The 15,815-nt window shown below is 41.4% G+C and carries 15 protein-coding genes; 6 read left to right on the top strand and 9 right to left on the bottom strand.

Going from position 1 to position 15,815, the window contains the following annotated elements:
• Positions 1–60 precede the first annotated feature (60 nt).
• Positions 61–255 (bottom strand): hypothetical protein, encoded by a 195-nt coding sequence (locus tag VF675_RS02490; protein ID WP_004972042.1) that lies wholly within the window; start codon positions 253–255, stop codon positions 61–63.
• Between the two features lie 317 nt (positions 256–572).
• A complete protein-coding gene (locus VF675_RS02485) occupies positions 573–1,190 on the bottom strand; it encodes a rhomboid family intramembrane serine protease (RefSeq protein WP_004972041.1) in 618 nt (205 codons plus the stop codon).
• Positions 1,191–1,347: 157 nt separating this feature from the next.
• Between VF675_RS02485 and nfuA the strand changes: the two genes are divergently transcribed.
• Positions 1,348–1,986: a Fe-S biogenesis protein NfuA gene (nfuA, locus tag VF675_RS02480; RefSeq protein ID WP_096900978.1), complete on the top strand. Its 639-nt coding sequence runs from the start codon at positions 1,348–1,350 to the stop codon at positions 1,984–1,986.
• Positions 1,987–2,059: 73 nt separating this feature from the next.
• On the opposite strand, the gene VF675_RS02475 is transcribed toward nfuA, so the two are convergent.
• Together VF675_RS02475 and VF675_RS02470 are read right to left on the bottom strand one after the other, a co-directional pair.
• Positions 2,060–3,073, bottom strand: a complete 1,014-nt coding sequence (locus VF675_RS02475) for a hypothetical protein (RefSeq protein WP_440204689.1) — start codon at positions 3,071–3,073, stop codon at positions 2,060–2,062.
• 18 nt (positions 3,074–3,091) lie between these two features.
• Complete coding sequence (locus VF675_RS02470) at positions 3,092–4,153, bottom strand: alpha/beta fold hydrolase (RefSeq protein WP_026438298.1); 1,062 nt, start codon at positions 4,151–4,153, stop codon at positions 3,092–3,094.
• A gap of 299 nt (positions 4,154–4,452) precedes the next feature.
• Here VF675_RS02470 and VF675_RS02465 point away from each other — a divergent pair, with 299 nt between their 5' ends.
• The gene (locus tag VF675_RS02465) at positions 4,453–5,067 is read left to right on the top strand and encodes a carbonic anhydrase (RefSeq protein WP_004972031.1); all 615 of its coding nucleotides are present in this window, start codon (positions 4,453–4,455) and stop codon (positions 5,065–5,067) included.
• Positions 5,068–5,106: 39 nt separating this feature from the next.
• On the opposite strand, the gene VF675_RS02460 is transcribed toward VF675_RS02465, so the two are convergent.
• On the bottom strand, positions 5,107–5,736 hold the full coding sequence (locus tag VF675_RS02460; RefSeq protein WP_004972029.1) for an arylesterase: 630 nt from the start codon (positions 5,734–5,736) through the stop codon (positions 5,107–5,109).
• 12 nt (positions 5,737–5,748) lie between these two features.
• Between VF675_RS02460 and VF675_RS02455 the strand changes: the two genes are divergently transcribed.
• Together VF675_RS02455 and VF675_RS02450 are read left to right on the top strand one after the other, a co-directional pair.
• Positions 5,749–6,498: an ABC transporter ATP-binding protein gene (locus VF675_RS02455; protein WP_440204688.1), complete on the top strand. Its 750-nt coding sequence runs from the start codon at positions 5,749–5,751 to the stop codon at positions 6,496–6,498.
• A 1-nt stretch (position 6,499) separates the two neighbouring features.
• On the top strand, positions 6,500–8,989 hold the full coding sequence (locus tag VF675_RS02450) for an ABC transporter permease (protein WP_440204687.1): 2,490 nt from the start codon (positions 6,500–6,502) through the stop codon (positions 8,987–8,989).
• 46 nt (positions 8,990–9,035) lie between these two features.
• Here the strand turns inward: VF675_RS02450 and VF675_RS02445 are convergent, their stop codons facing one another.
• A complete protein-coding gene (locus VF675_RS02445) occupies positions 9,036–9,851 on the bottom strand; it encodes a rhomboid family intramembrane serine protease (protein ID WP_440204686.1) in 816 nt (271 codons plus the stop codon).
• A 76-nt stretch (positions 9,852–9,927) separates the two neighbouring features.
• Between VF675_RS02445 and mtgA the strand changes: the two genes are divergently transcribed.
• Both mtgA and ppk1 read left to right on the top strand, forming a co-directional pair.
• On the top strand, positions 9,928–10,602 hold the full coding sequence (gene mtgA / locus VF675_RS02440) for a monofunctional biosynthetic peptidoglycan transglycosylase (RefSeq protein WP_004972019.1): 675 nt from the start codon (positions 9,928–9,930) through the stop codon (positions 10,600–10,602).
• Positions 10,603–10,735: 133 nt separating this feature from the next.
• Positions 10,736–12,817, top strand: a complete 2,082-nt coding sequence (ppk1, locus tag VF675_RS02435) for a polyphosphate kinase 1 (RefSeq protein WP_180095997.1) — start codon at positions 10,736–10,738, stop codon at positions 12,815–12,817.
• Between the two features lie 121 nt (positions 12,818–12,938).
• Here the strand turns inward: ppk1 and VF675_RS02430 are convergent, their stop codons facing one another.
• The 3 genes from VF675_RS02430 to VF675_RS02420 form a co-directional block, all read right to left on the bottom strand.
• Positions 12,939–13,574: a LuxR C-terminal-related transcriptional regulator gene (locus VF675_RS02430; RefSeq protein WP_180112175.1), complete on the bottom strand. Its 636-nt coding sequence runs from the start codon at positions 13,572–13,574 to the stop codon at positions 12,939–12,941.
• Positions 13,575–13,937: 363 nt separating this feature from the next.
• Positions 13,938–14,843: a LysR family transcriptional regulator OxyR gene (gene oxyR, locus VF675_RS02425; RefSeq protein WP_440204685.1), complete on the bottom strand. Its 906-nt coding sequence runs from the start codon at positions 14,841–14,843 to the stop codon at positions 13,938–13,940.
• 13 nt (positions 14,844–14,856) lie between these two features.
• Positions 14,857–15,795 carry an alpha/beta fold hydrolase gene (locus tag VF675_RS02420; RefSeq protein WP_131261612.1) on the bottom strand — a complete coding sequence of 313 codons (939 nt, stop codon included), beginning with the start codon at positions 15,793–15,795 and terminating at the stop codon, positions 14,857–14,859.
• Between the last annotated feature and the right edge of the window lie 20 nt (positions 15,796–15,815).

Genomic DNA, 15,815 nt, shown 5'->3' with positions numbered 1-15,815 from the left:
TCGAATCATAAATGAGTCTGATGCTGTATCAACAATGTTTTATTCACTCAGACCAACAGCTTAACAACGTCCTTTTTTCGCCTGACCTGGAGGACAAAAATCACCATCACCATGTGGATGTTGGTGTGGATAATAGCCTTTCGGGTAGATCGTGCGGTCAGGATCAATCACCACACTGCCTTCAGGGGTATGTACGGCACAGGCGCTTAATCCTAGACTGAGTAACAGGGCGCTTAGAAGTGCAAACTTTTTCATGGCTGACTCCTGATTGCTTGATAGTTTTAGTCTTTATATTCTTAGTATAAGTGCTTGTCGAGTAACTGCATGTTATTTGTTGTGTGCTTTATGCTGTATTGGATCATTCAGATGCTTTCATCAATCAAAAATACTTATCAGCAGTTCATAAAATGACGATTGAAAGTCGTTTTTCCCAATGAGAGAGGCTGAAGATGAGAGGCAATAAATGATGGTGTTAAGCGGATTTATGAAAGCAGTCTATTGACGGATTTGAAAATTCTTTAAAGTAGCAACGACTCAGTGGTAGATGTACCGAGTCGTTATAGTTTCAAAAGTTAAAACGGCAGTTGCGCCAGTTTATTCAGGAAGTGAGGCAAGATGCGTGGTTCAATTAAAATAGTCACAATCACACCATAGGCCGCACCCCATAAATGCGCACTGTGATTAATATTGGAATTGCCGCGTTTACCCGACCAAATGCTATACGCTACATACAGTATTGCAAAAATAATGGCAGGCACTGGAATAAAGAACACGAAAATCAACTTCCATGGCTCAAACAAAATATAGGCAAACAACACCGCAGATACAGCACCAGATGCGCCTAAGCTGGCCCAACGATGGTCATTTTTATGCTTTAAATAACTTGGAATAATCGCGGCGATTAAACCACCCAAATAGAATAAAACAAAGCCTAAATCATAGACGTATTGGCGATAAAAACTTTCAATAATGCTGCCAAAGAAAAACAGGGTAATCATATTGAACAGCAAATGCGCACCATCGGCATGCACAAAACCATGGGTAATGAAGCGGTCATATTGACCACGTTGCATAGCAGGCGGCCAAAAAATCAGACGATTCATTAATTCTTGTTTGGAAAACGCCAACATAGACACAATGACCGTAATAATGATAATGGTCACGGTATGATTAAAAGGTAAATCGAGCATAAACGCCTATTCTTTTACTTGAATTCTGCTGTAATAATGCATCAAAACTGAGTTTGAGTCGAACTTTAGGAATAAATCCGACAATTTTGGTTGATTTTTTTTTATTCCCCCGCATCTTCAGTTAAAATAGCCACTTCAGCTTGAGGAAATTATTGTTATGTCGACTGAGAACAGCAGCACAGCAGTTGTAGATGAAATTCCAAACTTATTGATTACGCCAACTGCTCAAGAGTATTTGAAGGATTTATTGGCAAAGCAAAATACACCGGGTATTGGTGTGCGTGTTTTTGTGGAAAATCCTGGTACACCGCGTGCTGAATGTTGCATGGCTTATAGTGCGCCCGATGAAGTTGTACCTACAGACTACAAACAGGAATATCCAGACTTTCCTGCATTTATTGATACGCCGTCTATTCCGTATTTATTGGATGCCGTAATTGACTACAACAAAGACCGTTTTGGTGGTCAATTGACTTTCCGTGCACCGAACTCAAAAGTGCCACGCGTAGGCCCAGATGCTTCAGTAGAAGAACGCATTACTTATGTTTTACAGTCTGAAATTAACCCAGGTTTAGCAGGGCATGGTGGTAACTGTGCTTTGGTTGAAGTGGTTGAAGATGAAGAACACGGCTTAACTGCAGTATTGAAATTTGGTGGCGGTTGCCAAGGATGTTCAGCGATTGATGTGACTTTAAAGCAAGGTGTTGAAACAACCTTGAAACAACACGTACCTGAATTGATGCGTGTGGTGGATCAGACTGACCACAGTCAATCTGAAGGTGCTTATTTTAAATAAGCTCTAAGCCTCGCTTAAAAATAACCTCCTAAATTTTAGGAGGTTATTTTTTATCTGAAATTGTCAACAGACCCTATTCATTCGTTTGTAGATTTAAAATTTGTTGTGTTTTTTCAGAATAATAAAATTTCTCTAAATAATGGCGCGCACGTTGCTTTAAATAGCCTTCAGCGATCATTTTTTGAATGACTGGATTTAACAGTTGTTGTAATTGTTGTTGGACTAGCGCTTCATCAATGTTTAAGTCGTGCAATAACAAGTCAAAAGGGCGCGCCTGATTGCGTACATACCACGCATAAACCCCATCATGCACTTGCTGTTTCAAATAGTCACTTTGGCGTAAATGATCCCAAATTTCATGTCCTAAATTGACAGTTTGGGATAGGTCTTGTACTTCAATATAATTTTTTAAAACGGAAAGTGGCAAGTCTTTAACTTTGTGCCATAAATTGGCTTGGAAGTGATACAGTTTTTCCTCATCAAAATGTTGATTAAGCACCGACTCGCTCATTTGAGTCAGCTTCTGCACATTTTTTTGCAAATAATGCTGAATGGTCTGGTCTAAATTGGTATCGGTAACGCTTTCCAAAACCGATTTACCCATTTTCATAAAACGCGATACGCCAGGCACGCTTTTGGCGATCACCGAATTATCCATATAATCCTGAATGGAATGTTGAATGAGTTGGGTAATCATGGCGGCAAAGGCAGGATTATTCACCACGGCTTTAATCAAACGCTGACGATGTCCACTTTTCCTTGCAACATATTGTGCAATTTTGTCGATGGTCAGCACAGGTATCACATCGGCAATTTTACTGCTGTCATTAACAGGGTGTACCAGTGCAAAACGAATATGCTCAGCAATTTGTTCCACTAAAAATGAACTGGCAGGTGTATTTAAAATTTGATGTTGAATCAGTTGATGAATGGCTTCAGATGTCCATAAATCTTGTAAGCTTTGTTTGCGAAACCATTGGTAAAACTGCACAAATTCAGTTTGTACCATTTCACTTTGGTTAAATTCTTGATCTAAAAAATCAAGCTGAGCTTCAATTAGTTGCTCAATGATGGGATGTTTCTGCATGAAGGTTTTATATAATAATTAATTTAGAGGAATCAGTTTATCAGCAAGTGGGTTTTTTAGGTTCTGAGTTTTAGCCAGAAACGGCAAATAATATTGTGCGACTTGTTTTTCAGCTTCCAATAACGGCATGTGTCCAACATTATTAAGAATCACAGGTGTTTCGGCGCGTTTGAGTAAAGATTGTAATTCCTTCGCCACTTCAACATTAATAATGCGATCTTGCTTACCCCATAAAATCAGGGTCGGTGCTTCAATTGATCCTGCTAAACGTGCAAATGAGTCTGGAGTATAAATACGGTTGAGTTTGACAATTTGTTCAATTGCTTTACGGGTTTGTTCTGAGCGAGAAATCAGGACTTCTTCTTGCGCATGTTGAATTTGTGAGGTCATGGCAGGCGGGCTTTGCATGATTTGTTTAGCGACATCGGCTAAATCGCCATGTTTGCTCACAATTAAGTCATTTAAAGATAATGGATTTTTGGTGTATGGCGTATTGGCGAGTTTATAAATTCCCGCACTGTTGAGTAAAAATAAACTTTGCGTATCAAAAGGGTATTGCGAAGCATACACGGTTGCAATTGAGCCGCCTAAAGAATGTCCTGCCACGTGTAAGTTTTCTTCGCAGTCAATTGCTTCAATAAACTGACGCAGTTGTGAAGTTACATTCGGAACTGAATTATCAAAATTGCTTGGGGTTTTGGTGTCTCCGCTATTGGGTAAATCTGGAATAATCACATGATAATGCGGTGTTAAAAATTGCGCGACACGGTTCCAATTGTCACGTGTGCCTGCCAAACCATGAATCAATAAAATTGTGGGTTTGCTGTGCGAGCCACCTTCGTTATAGCTCCAGACGACATCTCCAACACGAATGCTTTTAGAGCTTAGTCCTGCTTGTTTGCGCTGTTGCTGAAAATGATTTTGTAATAGTTTAAGTTCAGTTGCGTTGCTGTTACTGGCGTTATTGTTTTTTGTGAAGGTATATGGATTGGGCGCAGCGCTTTGCACAAGGCAAGATGTACTTAGTCCCAAAGCCAATAAAGTCGTATGTAGATAACGTGATCGAATAAATTTCATCATGAAAACGTCTTCCCCTGACGAACCCAAAACAGGCTCCAATAATGATAGGCACTAGCTCTTAGGTCTAATTGCACAAGTGTATTCTGTCTATTGTAGGCGTTTAAAAATGAAAGTCATCCCTTGCTTTTTTGATCAAAGCTTTGAAATTGGTAGAAAATGTGACCTATCTCAATAAAAAGTGAAAAAATTTATAACAAAAATGAATAAAGAAAAGCGCAGCTGCATATTTTTTTGCAAGTGACATTCATAAAAACTGGCTTTAGAATATCGCAACTTCAAAGATCGGTGGTAAATCAAGAATGCTAACAGCTCAAGAAGCTTTAGAACGTCTTAAACAAGGAAACCAACGTTTTGTTTCTGGTGATACCAGACATCCGAAGCAATTGTCGCACCAACAGCGTGCAGAAATGGCAGAAGACCAAAATCCATTTGCCATTATTTTAGGATGTTCAGATTCACGTGTTCCTGCAGAAATGGTATTTGACCAAGGATTGGGTGATCTTTTTGTAATTCGTGTTGCGGGCAACGTGGTTGCGCCATCACAGGTAGGTAGTGTTGAATTTGCGGCAGAGCGTTATGACTGTGCTGTGGTTGTTGTCTTAGGACACAGTCACTGTGGTGCAATTCAAGCGACAATTGATACTTTAATGTGCCCAGACTGCCCACCATCGGCAAATTTAATGTCGATTGTGAACCGTGTTCGACCTTCAGTTGAAACCTTAATGCAGACTGAACTAAAAAATGATTTGGCGAAATTGTCTAAGCATGCAGTACGTTCCAATGTATTTGCATCGGTAAATCAATTGCGTCATGGTTCAGCAGTTTTAGAAAACCTGATTGAACAAGGTCAGTTGAAAGTAGTCGGTGCAGAATATTCACTGGAAACAGGTGAAGTGGTTTTTTTTGATTTTTAATCCGAACCGCACAGCAATTAGATTTTCCTCAAAGGCGCTTTATAAAGCGCCTTTGATATATGGATAAGCATTATTTAGCAAAATAGGCTGAGCTTTGGCATTTGGATGAATTAAATCTTTTTGCATCAATTGCTTATTGCCCGCAATACCTTCCATAAAAAATGGCAGTAATTTGACTTTATATTGCTGACTCACCACTTTATAGTTATTTTCAAATGCTTTGCTATACGCCGAGCCGTAATTTGGCGGCATTTTCATCCCAAAAATCACCACTTTCGCTTTGGCTTTTTGGCTATGCTGAATTAAGTTCGCTAAATTTTTTTGAATCATTTGTGGCGGTTGTCCACGCAAGCCATCATTTCCGCCTAACTCAATGACTACAACGTCTGGACGATGGGTCTGCAGCAATTTAGGCAGACGCGCCAAAGCACCACTGGTGGTTTCGCCACTGACACTTGCATTGACCACTTTATGCTGTTTCGGATACTGTTGTTCTAAACGTTTTTGCAATAAGTGAACCCAACCTTGTTGTGGTTGTATGCCGTAACCTGCACTTAAGCTGTCACCTACAATCATAATGGTTTTTGCAGATACCACGAATGGGCTGAAACATAGTCCAAGCAGCAACACACGCGGGAAGACACGACTAGTTAGATTGCGATTTTGCATAATGGGAAACGTATGACTCAAAACACTAAAGAATCTAATATCATGCCACAAACGATTATTTCTGCCCAAAATTTGACACAAAAGATACAACTTGCACAAAAACAATTGACCATTTTTGAGAATTTAAACCTCGATATTCAGGCAGGCGAACAAGTTGCTATTACTGGTCGTTCGGGTTCGGGAAAATCGACCTTATTGGGTATTTTGGCAACTTTAGATCAAGCCAGTAGTGGAAAATTGCTGATTTGTGGTGAGTCGATTGCAGAATTAAATGAAGAACAACGTGCAGAAGTTCGTTTAAAGCATATTGGTTTTGTGTTTCAGTCTTTTCAGTTGTTGCTACATTTAACTGCACTGGAAAATGTGATGTTGCCCCTGCGTTTACAGGAAAAATTTAAATATGCAGAAGCTGAACAAAAAGCGCTGAATTTGCTGAAACGTGTCGGTTTAGAGCGTCAGGCACAGCAAACGCCGAAAGTGCTTTCGGGAGGCGAGCAACAACGTGTCGCCATTGCGCGTGCTTTAATTCGTGAACCTAAAATTATTTTTGCCGATGAACCGACAGGAAACTTGGATGGTGAAACTGCAACTGAAATTGAGCAATTGTTATTTGAATTGAACCGTGAGTTGGGCACAACTTTGGTGTTGGTCACGCATGACCCGAAACTGGCGGCACAATGTCAGCGCCATTACGCTTTAATTGATGGGCAATTGGTTGAGCAATTTGCAGCTAAGCCAACCGCTGCCATAACAGGAGGATGAAATGAACGCATTATTTCATCCACTGTTAAAGCAGAGTTTTAAAAGCAGTGGTGTCTATTTACTGATTATTGCGCTGACTTTAGCGATTAGTGCGACCACGGCCTTAAAGTTTAGCAATGAACAAATTCAAAATGCGGTAGCGTTGCAAGCGGCAGAAATGTTGGCGGGTGATTTAGTCCTAAGTGACAATGAGCCCATTGCGCAAGACTGGCAGGATCAGGCGACTGCACATCAGTTACAACAGTCGCATGTGACTGTATTTAGTTCGATGGCACATACTCAAGCGCAATTTGTGATGGTGAATGTCAAAGCGATTGAGCACAATTTTCCGTTACGTGGTGAATTGAGGGTGAGTCCTGCAGCGGACAAGATTCAATCTGGTAAAATTTGGCTCAGCCAACGTGCCATGGATTTGCTTCACGTTAAACTTGGTGAAACGGTGAATATTGCCGATGCAGCATTTACCGTGACTGCCAAAATTGAACATGATTCTAATCAGGAACTCGGTTTTTCAGGTTTTTCGCCGACAGTAATTATTTCACAGGCCGATGTGGCACGTACCCACGCGATTCAAGTGGGTAGCCGCATAGATTACCGTTTGTTGTTGGCAGGCAGCGCCAAAGATACACAAAATTTTGAGCAGTATTTTAAAACACATACACAACAGCCTGCACAGGCACAGCAAACGGCCAGCCCTGAACAAAACTTTGAAGAACAAAGTAGTTTAAGACTACGCAATGCCAGTGAAGGCAATACTCGCTTAATGCGCCCCATTGCCAATTTAGATACCTTTTTACAGTTAGCGAATATCCTGACCATTTTATTGTGTGGGATTGCGATTGGTTTGACCAGTCAGCGCTATGTGCAACAAAATCAGGATCATATCGCCTTATTACGTTGTATTGGTGCAAGTAAACGACAAATTTTAGCCGCTTATTTGGCTTTGCTTGCTTTGGTCTTAATTATCGCTATGGGCATTGGCAGTATTTTGGGCGTGACGTTGGGCTATGCTTTGTTGCAAATCATGCTGCAACTGATTCCGCACCTGGAAATTCAATTTTCAGCCATGGCAATGTTGCTTGGGCCATTGCCAATCGCCATGCTGACCAGTGCTGTGGTGTTGTTGGGTTTTGTGCTGCCTAATTTATTGCAATTGCTGAATACCGCACCGATTCGCGTGATTCGCCAACAAGACAAAAGCATGCGCGCTTGGTGGTGGATGTTGCTTACAGGGACGCTAAGTCTAATCGTATTTTGTGTGGTCTTGACCGAAAGTTTAGTGCTTAGTACATGGGTGATTGGTGCGATTATTGCGCTGTGCGTATTGCTGTATGGAGTGGTGTGGAGTTTATTAAAATTATTGCGTCATTCTAAAGGCAGACTCGCAGCGTATATTCGTGCGCCTGCTGTCACGGCATTTCAAATTACTGCATTGGCTTTAGGATTAAGTTTAATTACGGTACTTGCAGTGTTGCGTACCGACCTGCTAGATCGTTGGCAGCAGCAATTGCCCGAAGGAACACCCAATCAGTTTGTTTACGGCTTGCCACCGTTTGATATGCCTGAGTTTCAACAACAATTAACGCAGCAGCAGTGGCACAGCACGCCACTTTATCCAAATATACGTGGGCGTTTGGTCGCCAAAAATGATCAACCTTTTGCCGACGCCTTAATTCAGCAAAGCAATACGTTAAGACGCGAACTCAACCTGACACAGTCTGACCGTTATCCTGCCGATAATATCATTGTAAATGGGCAAGCCAATTTCAGTGCAGTGGGACAAGTGTCAGTAGAAGCAGATACGGCTGCCGAGTTGGGCATTCAAATTGGTGATCGACTCAGTTTTAGTTTGCCTGAAGGCATACTTGAAGCCGAAGTGATTAATCTGCGTACGGTGGAGTGGGAAAGCTTTAGTCCAAATTTTTTCTTTATTTTTTCACCGCACACTATGGATGAAAATGCAGGCAGTTATTTGGGCAGTTTCTATGTGCCTGAAGCAGATAAACCGAAACTAATTCAATTGATTCAGCAATTTGCCAACACAGTGTTTATTGATGTCAGCCTAATTTTGGATGAAATTAAACGCATTGTGAATGTGTTGGTGCAGATCATCACCATTTTAGCCATTTTGGTGAGTGTGTCTGGGCTGTTGGTATTAATCGCGTGTTTAAACTTGCTGATGGATGAGCGCAAACGCGAAGTCGCATTACTGCGTTCTTTTGGTAGTTCTAAACAAAAACTCAAACGTATGTTGAGTCTGGAAATCGGTTTTATGGGCTTTATAGCGGGAATAGTGGCGTGTTTATTTGCCGAAGTCATTAGTGCTGTTGCCAGTTACCGCATGGATTTAATGCTGCAACCACATTGGCAAATCTGGCTGATTTTGCCTGTATTTATGACCGTGCTGTGTGCCTTGATTGGACGTTATCGTTTAAGTTATTTATGCGATATTCCGCCACTGCAAAGTTTAAGGGAGATGAATCAGTCCTGATTCATCTCTAGTTGATGTTGTTTTACTTGCTGTAAAGGTTGATTGTTCAACCCAGACTGCGTTGCATCATGCTAAGCAGTTCTTGCCAAAGGGGTTGAATTGGAGCAAGCAGTTTATGGCAATACCAGTAAAATGCAGCACAACCCAATGGTGCAAGGAGCATCGCAAAACTGTTCACTAAGTTACTGTGTTTGCTGCGTTGTCCAAGGTACCAAATGAGTGTCATGGCTGCGCCCATGAGCATGCCGCCAATATGTGCAGCATTATTAATGCCACTGATCATAAAGCCCATACCTAAGTTCAGTGCCATCACCATCACCAAAGTCTTGCCATCCAACAGAAATTTTTGGCGAGGTAATTGGGGCAATAACGCCAATACCGTCAGTGCAGCTCCAAGTCCCATCACTGCACCCGATGCACCTGCACCCACTCTAGGTAACAGCTTTGGATTAGCGACACCTTGTTCGAGCAGGGTATAGCTGTCTTGAATGCTGACATAGCCACTAAGCAGGCTACCCATCAAACCTGCGCAAACATATAACACTATAAAATAGACACGCCCAAACAACTGTTCACTGACGCTGCCAAAAATATACAAGGCCCACATATTTAACATTAAATGTACTAAACCGAAATGAAAAAACATGCTGCTGAACAGGCGAATGGGTTCCGCCAAAAAGGTTAAAGGTGCATAATCAGCACCCCAGCGTATTGCATCTTGCGGGCTAGGATTGCTAATGTTCATGCCGTTGAGCACTTGCCATGCAAACAAAGCCACGTTTATTGCAATCAGGGCTGCGGTAATCCACCACAGGTGAATTTCAACTTTATTGTTGCGCAGGTTTGGGGGATGTTGGGACATATATTTGAATATTGTGTCGTAGTGATCAATCTAAGCTTAACACGAAAAAATAACGCTTCAGGAGCCATGCACCAAGATGAAAGCTTTTTTTATACGAACTTTGTTAATTCTTGTCAGTGTGGTGCTTTTGGTTCAATTATGGATTTTTAGCAGCTTGGTGTGGTGGCGTACGCAGCCTGTGCAATCGACCATGATGATGCGTTTGGATTATTGGGCTGAACCGAGTAAGCCTATACAACATCAATGGCGCGACTATGACCAACTCAGTGATAATTTAAAGCGAGCTGTGGTGACTGCCGAAGATGGCAAATTTATGCAACATCATGGCTTTGACTGGGAAGGTATTCAAACTGCGCTGGAACGGAACAAAGATGAAGGCAAGGTTGTTGCAGGTGGTTCCACAATTTCTCAGCAGCTCGCCAAGAATTTGTTTTTATACAATAAGCGATCTTTTTTGCGTAAAGGGCAAGAAGTTGTGGCGACATGGATGATGGAACGCATGTGGTCAAAGCAGCGTATTTTAGAGGTCTATCTCAACTCGGTAGAATTTGGCGATAATATTTATGGTGCCGAAGCTGCGGCACAGCATTATTTTGGCAAAAGTGCAAAAAGTTTAAGCCGTGATCAAGCAATTTTCTTGGCTGCGATTTTAACCAATCCAAAATATTTTCAGGAACATCGTAATGCGGGGGCATTAAAAGCCCGTAAACAGATGGTGCAGCGCTATATGCGTTATGCGGAAATTCCCTAAATTGAGCGAAAACAAACTATAAAATGTGAAAATATCCACAAAGCCTAATTTTTTAGGCTTTTTTTATGAAAATGTCACAAAATTGAAGCATACTTGTAGCAGTGCCAAACATTTTAAAAAAGCATAGGTGGGTATGAATACGGCAACAGGCGCGACTCCTGCGCAAACAGAATATACATATAATGATCGCTACATTAACCGCGAACTGTCTATTTTAGATTTCCATTTGCGCGTGCTTGAGCAAGCTGTCGATCCGTTGCATCCTTTGTTGGAACGCATGAACTTCCTGCTGATTTTTTCACGTAACTTGGATGAGTTTTTTGAAATTCGTGTTGCGGGCATGATGGAACAATTGGACTTGGGCAATGAAAGCCGAAGCCCAGATGGTTTAACACCTAAACAAGTGTTAGATCAAATTTCTAAAACAGCACATGCTGCTATTGAACGCCAGTACCGTATTTTAAATCAGGAAATTTTGCCAAAATTACGTGAAGAAGACATTTGTTTCTTACGTCGTGGTGAATTAACCCCTGCACAATCGGCATGGGTGAAAAAATATTTCCAAGAGCAAGTTGCCCCTGTATTAACCCCAATTAGCCTAGACCCTGCACATCCATTCCCACGTTTGGTCAATAAAAGCCTGAACTTTATTGTGACTTTGGAAGGGAAAGATGCTTTTGGTCGTCAAATTGATTTGGCGGTTGTTCCTGCTCCTCGTTCATTACCACGTGTAGTGCGTTTACCCGATGAACTTACAGGCGGTAAAGAGCACCACGTCATGCTTTCAGCAATTATTCATGAGCATGTGTCTGACTTATTCCCAGGCATGACTGCGACAGGATGCTATCAATTCCGCGTGACCCGTAATGCAGATTTGGCCTTAAATGAAGATGTTGAAGACTTGGCTAAAGCCCTAAAAGGCGAATTAAACTCACGCCGTTTTGGTCGTGCGGTACGTTTAGAAGTAACGCAAAACTGCCCGAAAGCCATTTATGATTATTTGTTAGATGAGTTTGATCTTGAAGAAGAGCAACTTTATAAAGTAGATGGCCCAGTGAACTTGGCGCGTTTATTGTCTAATTTTAAACGTCCACATTTACGTTATGATTCACATACACCCGCCATTCCAAAGGTGTTAAAAAAGTCTGAAAATATTTTTTCAGCGATGCAAAAGCAAGACATTTTATTACACCATCCGTTTGAATCTTTTGCACCCGTGATTAACTTGCTGCGTGAAGCTGCACGTGATCCACAAGTCTTGGCAATCAAGCAAACTTTATATCGTAGTGGCGCAGATTCTGAAATTGTACAAGTGCTTGCAGAGGCTGCACGAAACGGTAAAGAAGTGACTGCGGTGATTGAACTGCGTGCACGTTTTGATGAAGAATCTAACATTGCTGTGGCTAACGTGTTGCAAGAAGCGGGCGCTGTGGTTGTGTACGGTATTGTGGGGTATAAAACCCACGCCAAAATGATTTTGGTGGTGCGCCGTGAAAATAATAAATTGGTGCGTTATGTACATTTAGGCACAGGTAACTACCACGCAGGCAATGCGCGTATTTATACCGACTATGGTTTACTGACCACAGACAAAGAGCTGTGTGAAGATGTGCATCGTATTTTCCAAGAGCTAACAGGCATGGGTAAAATGGCAAAACTGAAAAAGTTGTTGCATGCACCATTTACCCTGCACGCACAGTTGGTGAATTATATTGATGAAGAAATTGCCAATGCTAAAGCAGGTAAGCCCGCACAAATTATTGTGAAAGTGAATGCACTGACTGAAATGCAATTGATCAATAAATTGTACGAGGCGTCTCAGGCGGGTGTGCAAATTGATCTCATCATCCGTTCAATTTGCTGCTTGCGCCCAGGTTTGCCGGGCTTATCGGAAAATATCCGTGTGCGTTCGATTGTCGGACGTTTCCTTGAACATACCCGTGTCTATTATTTCTCTAATAATGGCAATCCACGTATTTATTGTTCAAGTGCTGACTGGATGGATCGTAACTTATTTAACCGTGTTGAAGCGTGTTTCCCAATTGAAGATCCTGCCTTGAAAAAGCGTATTTATGAGCAAGGTTTATTGACCTACATGCAAGACAATCAACAGGCGTGGTTGTTGCAGGGTGATGGAACTTGGGTGCGTGTAAAAGCAGCTGAGGGTGAAGAACCACACAATGCGCAGCGTATACTGACCGATAGTATTGTTTAGTTTAAAGCATTTATAACAGGTAAAAAGAGCGATGCCAGACATCGCTCTTTTTTGTTTCTAATTAATTGTTTGATGCTTATTTAATACTTATGTTTTTGATTTATCTTTTATATTGATCAGCTTAAGAAAAACAGCACATCGCATCATCCGCATTCATAATTTTCCGATAAATACTTTTCACATAACCATGCACCAGTTGTTCCGAAGCATGCAAGTTGGCTGCGACTTGTTGTGAGGGCAAACCTTGTCCTGAAAGCGCCAATATTTCATGTTCAGTTTTAGAGAGTGCCAAAGAATGGCCATGTGCGACAATGGATTGTTCGCAGGCTAAAATTTCATTGGCCAAGTTGACATCTAGCGGTGAGCCACCACGTAAAATAGTGCGAATCTGGTTTTGCATGCCTGTAGCAGATTGGTCGCTAAAGACATAGGCTGAAATGCCTAAATGGATGGCTTGTAGCAATTGTTTGGGCATACTGGAAGGCAGCACTGCCACAATTAAGGTGTCTTTACGGAAATGTTTGAGATTTTGAATAAAATCAATTTGAGCTTTTGACCAAGACTGTAAATTGATAAATACCAAATTAGGTAAATGTTGCTGCACCATCAACACTGCATTTGCGAGCGATGAGCTACAAAGCAAAACCTCTTTAGGGTAGCCAAAATTTTGTAAAATGTGGCTTAAATTTTTTAGTGCTTCTACCTGATCATCAATCAGCAGAACAGGTACAGGTAAAATGAGATCTCTGTGAATCATGGCAATTACTCCTGTGCTGTTCTATAAATAATTTTGATAAATAGATTGTGCGTGATATTGCTGTAACTGAATATCCTTAAATATAGTGATTTTTATATAAAAATGGTAAATATAAGTAATTGTTGCTGAATATTTTTTTTGAAATGTGTTGAAAACGTGAGTAATGTAACTCGATACCGTTCTTTCGTTCAGTGGTAAGAGTGAATTGTTGAATTTGTGATGAATCTCACATTTTAAAACTTATTCATTTTTATAAGTCACTTAAATCATAGTGAACTGCAAAAACAATACGCATTTTTGAACGAAAAATAAAAAAGGAGCCATGTTGACTCCTTAATGAAATGTTGGATCGTGTGTCTAAATTTAGACTGCGTTTTGAGTGATTTTCTGTAAAATCTGCAGCAAAACGTCAAATTCACTTTGTAATGGCGTGCTTTTACGCGTCATTAAAGCCAAAGTACGGCTTGGTGCAGCCTCAATACTTTTGATCTGTAAATCTGGATTCGATTTGATCATGGCATTATGAATTGCAATTTCAGGCAATAGGGTAAAGCCTAAATTTGCAGACACCATTTCAACCAAGGTCGGCAAAGAGCTGGCTTTTAAACGATGATCGTTTTTGCGTTCACCAATCGGGCAAGCACTTAAAGTGTGATCACGTAAGCAATGACCTTCTTCAAGCAGCATTAAACGCGATAAATCCAAATCATCTAAAGAATTGGCCTGCGCCGATTTTTGATCGCCCTTGTGATAAACCAAGAACAAATCTTCTTTAGAAATTTCAGCCACTTTCAAACCACGCGTATCGAATGGCAGGGCTAACACCACCATATCTAAATTGCCGTGTTCCAGTTTTTCGACAATTTTTTCACTTTGCGCTTCGTGTAAATGCAATTGAATTTTAGGTAGCTGCTTATGCACTTCATCTAACAGTTGCGCCAAAATAAATGGGGCAATGGTTGGAATCACGCCTAAGTGTAAATCACCTGTGAGAGGCTCACTCATTTCACGGCTTAAACGCATTAAGTCCTGTGCATCTGCTAACAGAACACGGGCGCGTGCTACGACTTGTTCACCCAATGGGGTTAAACGTACATTCTGTCGATCACGTTCTACCAGTACGCCGCCAAGCAGGCGCTCCAGTTCCATGATCCCGCCAGACAAAGTCGACTGAGTTACAAAAGAACGGCGAGCCGCTTCTGTAAAATGTAACGTTTCAGACAGTGTAACGAGGTATGACAGCTGTCTTAAAGATGGTAATGCAGCCATAGTGTCCTAATGATTATGATTTAAAGTGGTGAGCAAACAGTTCGCTAAGATGAGGAATAAAGTGTGGAGGAATATCATGCCCCATTCCTTTGATTAATTCAAACTTAGCGCCCGGAATCGCTTTCGCAACAGCCTTACCATGCCCTGGTGGGAGCAAACGATCTTGCGAACCATGTACCACAAGGGTAGGTTGCTGAATTTGTTTGTCCAGTTGTAGCAACGAGCCTGTACATAATATTGCTAAAAACTGTTGAAGTACACCCGCAGGGTAATAACTTCGCTGATATAATTTGCGTGCAGTTTGCATCGTTTCGAGTTGATTCACATAGCCAGGTGAGCCTATCACCTTAAATAGTTTTAAACTATGATCAACAATGCCATTTTCATCTTGTGATTTTGGTCTTTCTAGCAAGCTGAACAGTTGTTTCGGAAATGGTGGTGGTAAAAAAGGCTGGTTATTACTGGTAAATAATAAGCCTAAATTATTCACGCGATCTGCATATTTGGCTGCCAAAATTTGGGCAATCATGCCGCCCATAGAAGCACCAATCACCTCGGTCTTTTCAATGCCTAAGCGCTCTAATAGCAATGCAGCATCATCCGCCATATCAAATAAGTTATAAGGCGCACCGTGGTTTTGCAGACCTAAGCTAAAACGCCCCATCATTTTATAGGTGTTCAGACGTGGACCTTTGTGGCGAATTTTGGATGACAAACCAATATCGCGGTTGTCATAGCGAATGACCCGATAACCCTGATCAATCAGTGATTTACAAAAGAAATCGGGCCAGTACAACATTTGTGCGCCTAAACCCATAATCAGCAAAATAGGCGGATCTTCAGTTTTGCCGCCCACTTCGACATGCAGCTGAATTCCGTTGCCTAAATCGACTTTGGTTTCGTGCATAAATGCCGTATAGGGCGATGTGGTGAACTGAAGTGCACTATTCATGTTGTGATCCTCATGTCAGG

Source organism: Acinetobacter sp. Lyrl_1, assembly GCF_051948795.1.
Taxonomy (GTDB): domain Bacteria; phylum Pseudomonadota; class Gammaproteobacteria; order Pseudomonadales; family Moraxellaceae; genus Acinetobacter; species Acinetobacter towneri.
The sequence above is the reverse complement of the archived record's forward strand: the minus strand, read 5'-3'. Positions and strand labels throughout refer to the sequence as shown.

Coding starts and splice junctions, on each gene's coding strand:
- VF675_RS02490 (WP_004972042.1), bottom strand. CDS start 255: ATGAAAAAGTTTGCACTTCTAAGCGCCCTGTTACTCAGTCTAGGATTA.
- VF675_RS02485 (WP_004972041.1), bottom strand. CDS start 1,190: ATGCTCGATTTACCTTTTAATCATACCGTGACCATTATCATTATTACG.
- nfuA (WP_096900978.1), top strand. CDS start 1,348: ATGTCGACTGAGAACAGCAGCACAGCAGTTGTAGATGAAATTCCAAAC.
- VF675_RS02475 (WP_440204689.1), bottom strand. CDS start 3,073: ATGCAGAAACATCCCATCATTGAGCAACTAATTGAAGCTCAGCTTGAT.
- VF675_RS02470 (WP_026438298.1), bottom strand. CDS start 4,153: ATGATGAAATTTATTCGATCACGTTATCTACATACGACTTTATTGGCT.
- VF675_RS02465 (WP_004972031.1), top strand. CDS start 4,453: ATGCTAACAGCTCAAGAAGCTTTAGAACGTCTTAAACAAGGAAACCAA.
- VF675_RS02460 (WP_004972029.1), bottom strand. CDS start 5,736: ATGCAAAATCGCAATCTAACTAGTCGTGTCTTCCCGCGTGTGTTGCTG.
- VF675_RS02455 (WP_440204688.1), top strand. CDS start 5,749: ATGACTCAAAACACTAAAGAATCTAATATCATGCCACAAACGATTATT.
- VF675_RS02450 (WP_440204687.1), top strand. CDS start 6,500: ATGAACGCATTATTTCATCCACTGTTAAAGCAGAGTTTTAAAAGCAGT.
- VF675_RS02445 (WP_440204686.1), bottom strand. CDS start 9,851: ATGTCCCAACATCCCCCAAACCTGCGCAACAATAAAGTTGAAATTCAC.
- mtgA (WP_004972019.1), top strand. CDS start 9,928: ATGAAAGCTTTTTTTATACGAACTTTGTTAATTCTTGTCAGTGTGGTG.
- ppk1 (WP_180095997.1), top strand. CDS start 10,736: ATGAATACGGCAACAGGCGCGACTCCTGCGCAAACAGAATATACATAT.
- VF675_RS02430 (WP_180112175.1), bottom strand. CDS start 13,574: ATGATTCACAGAGATCTCATTTTACCTGTACCTGTTCTGCTGATTGAT.
- oxyR (WP_440204685.1), bottom strand. CDS start 14,843: ATGGCTGCATTACCATCTTTAAGACAGCTGTCATACCTCGTTACACTG.
- VF675_RS02420 (WP_131261612.1), bottom strand. CDS start 15,795: ATGAATAGTGCACTTCAGTTCACCACATCGCCCTATACGGCATTTATG.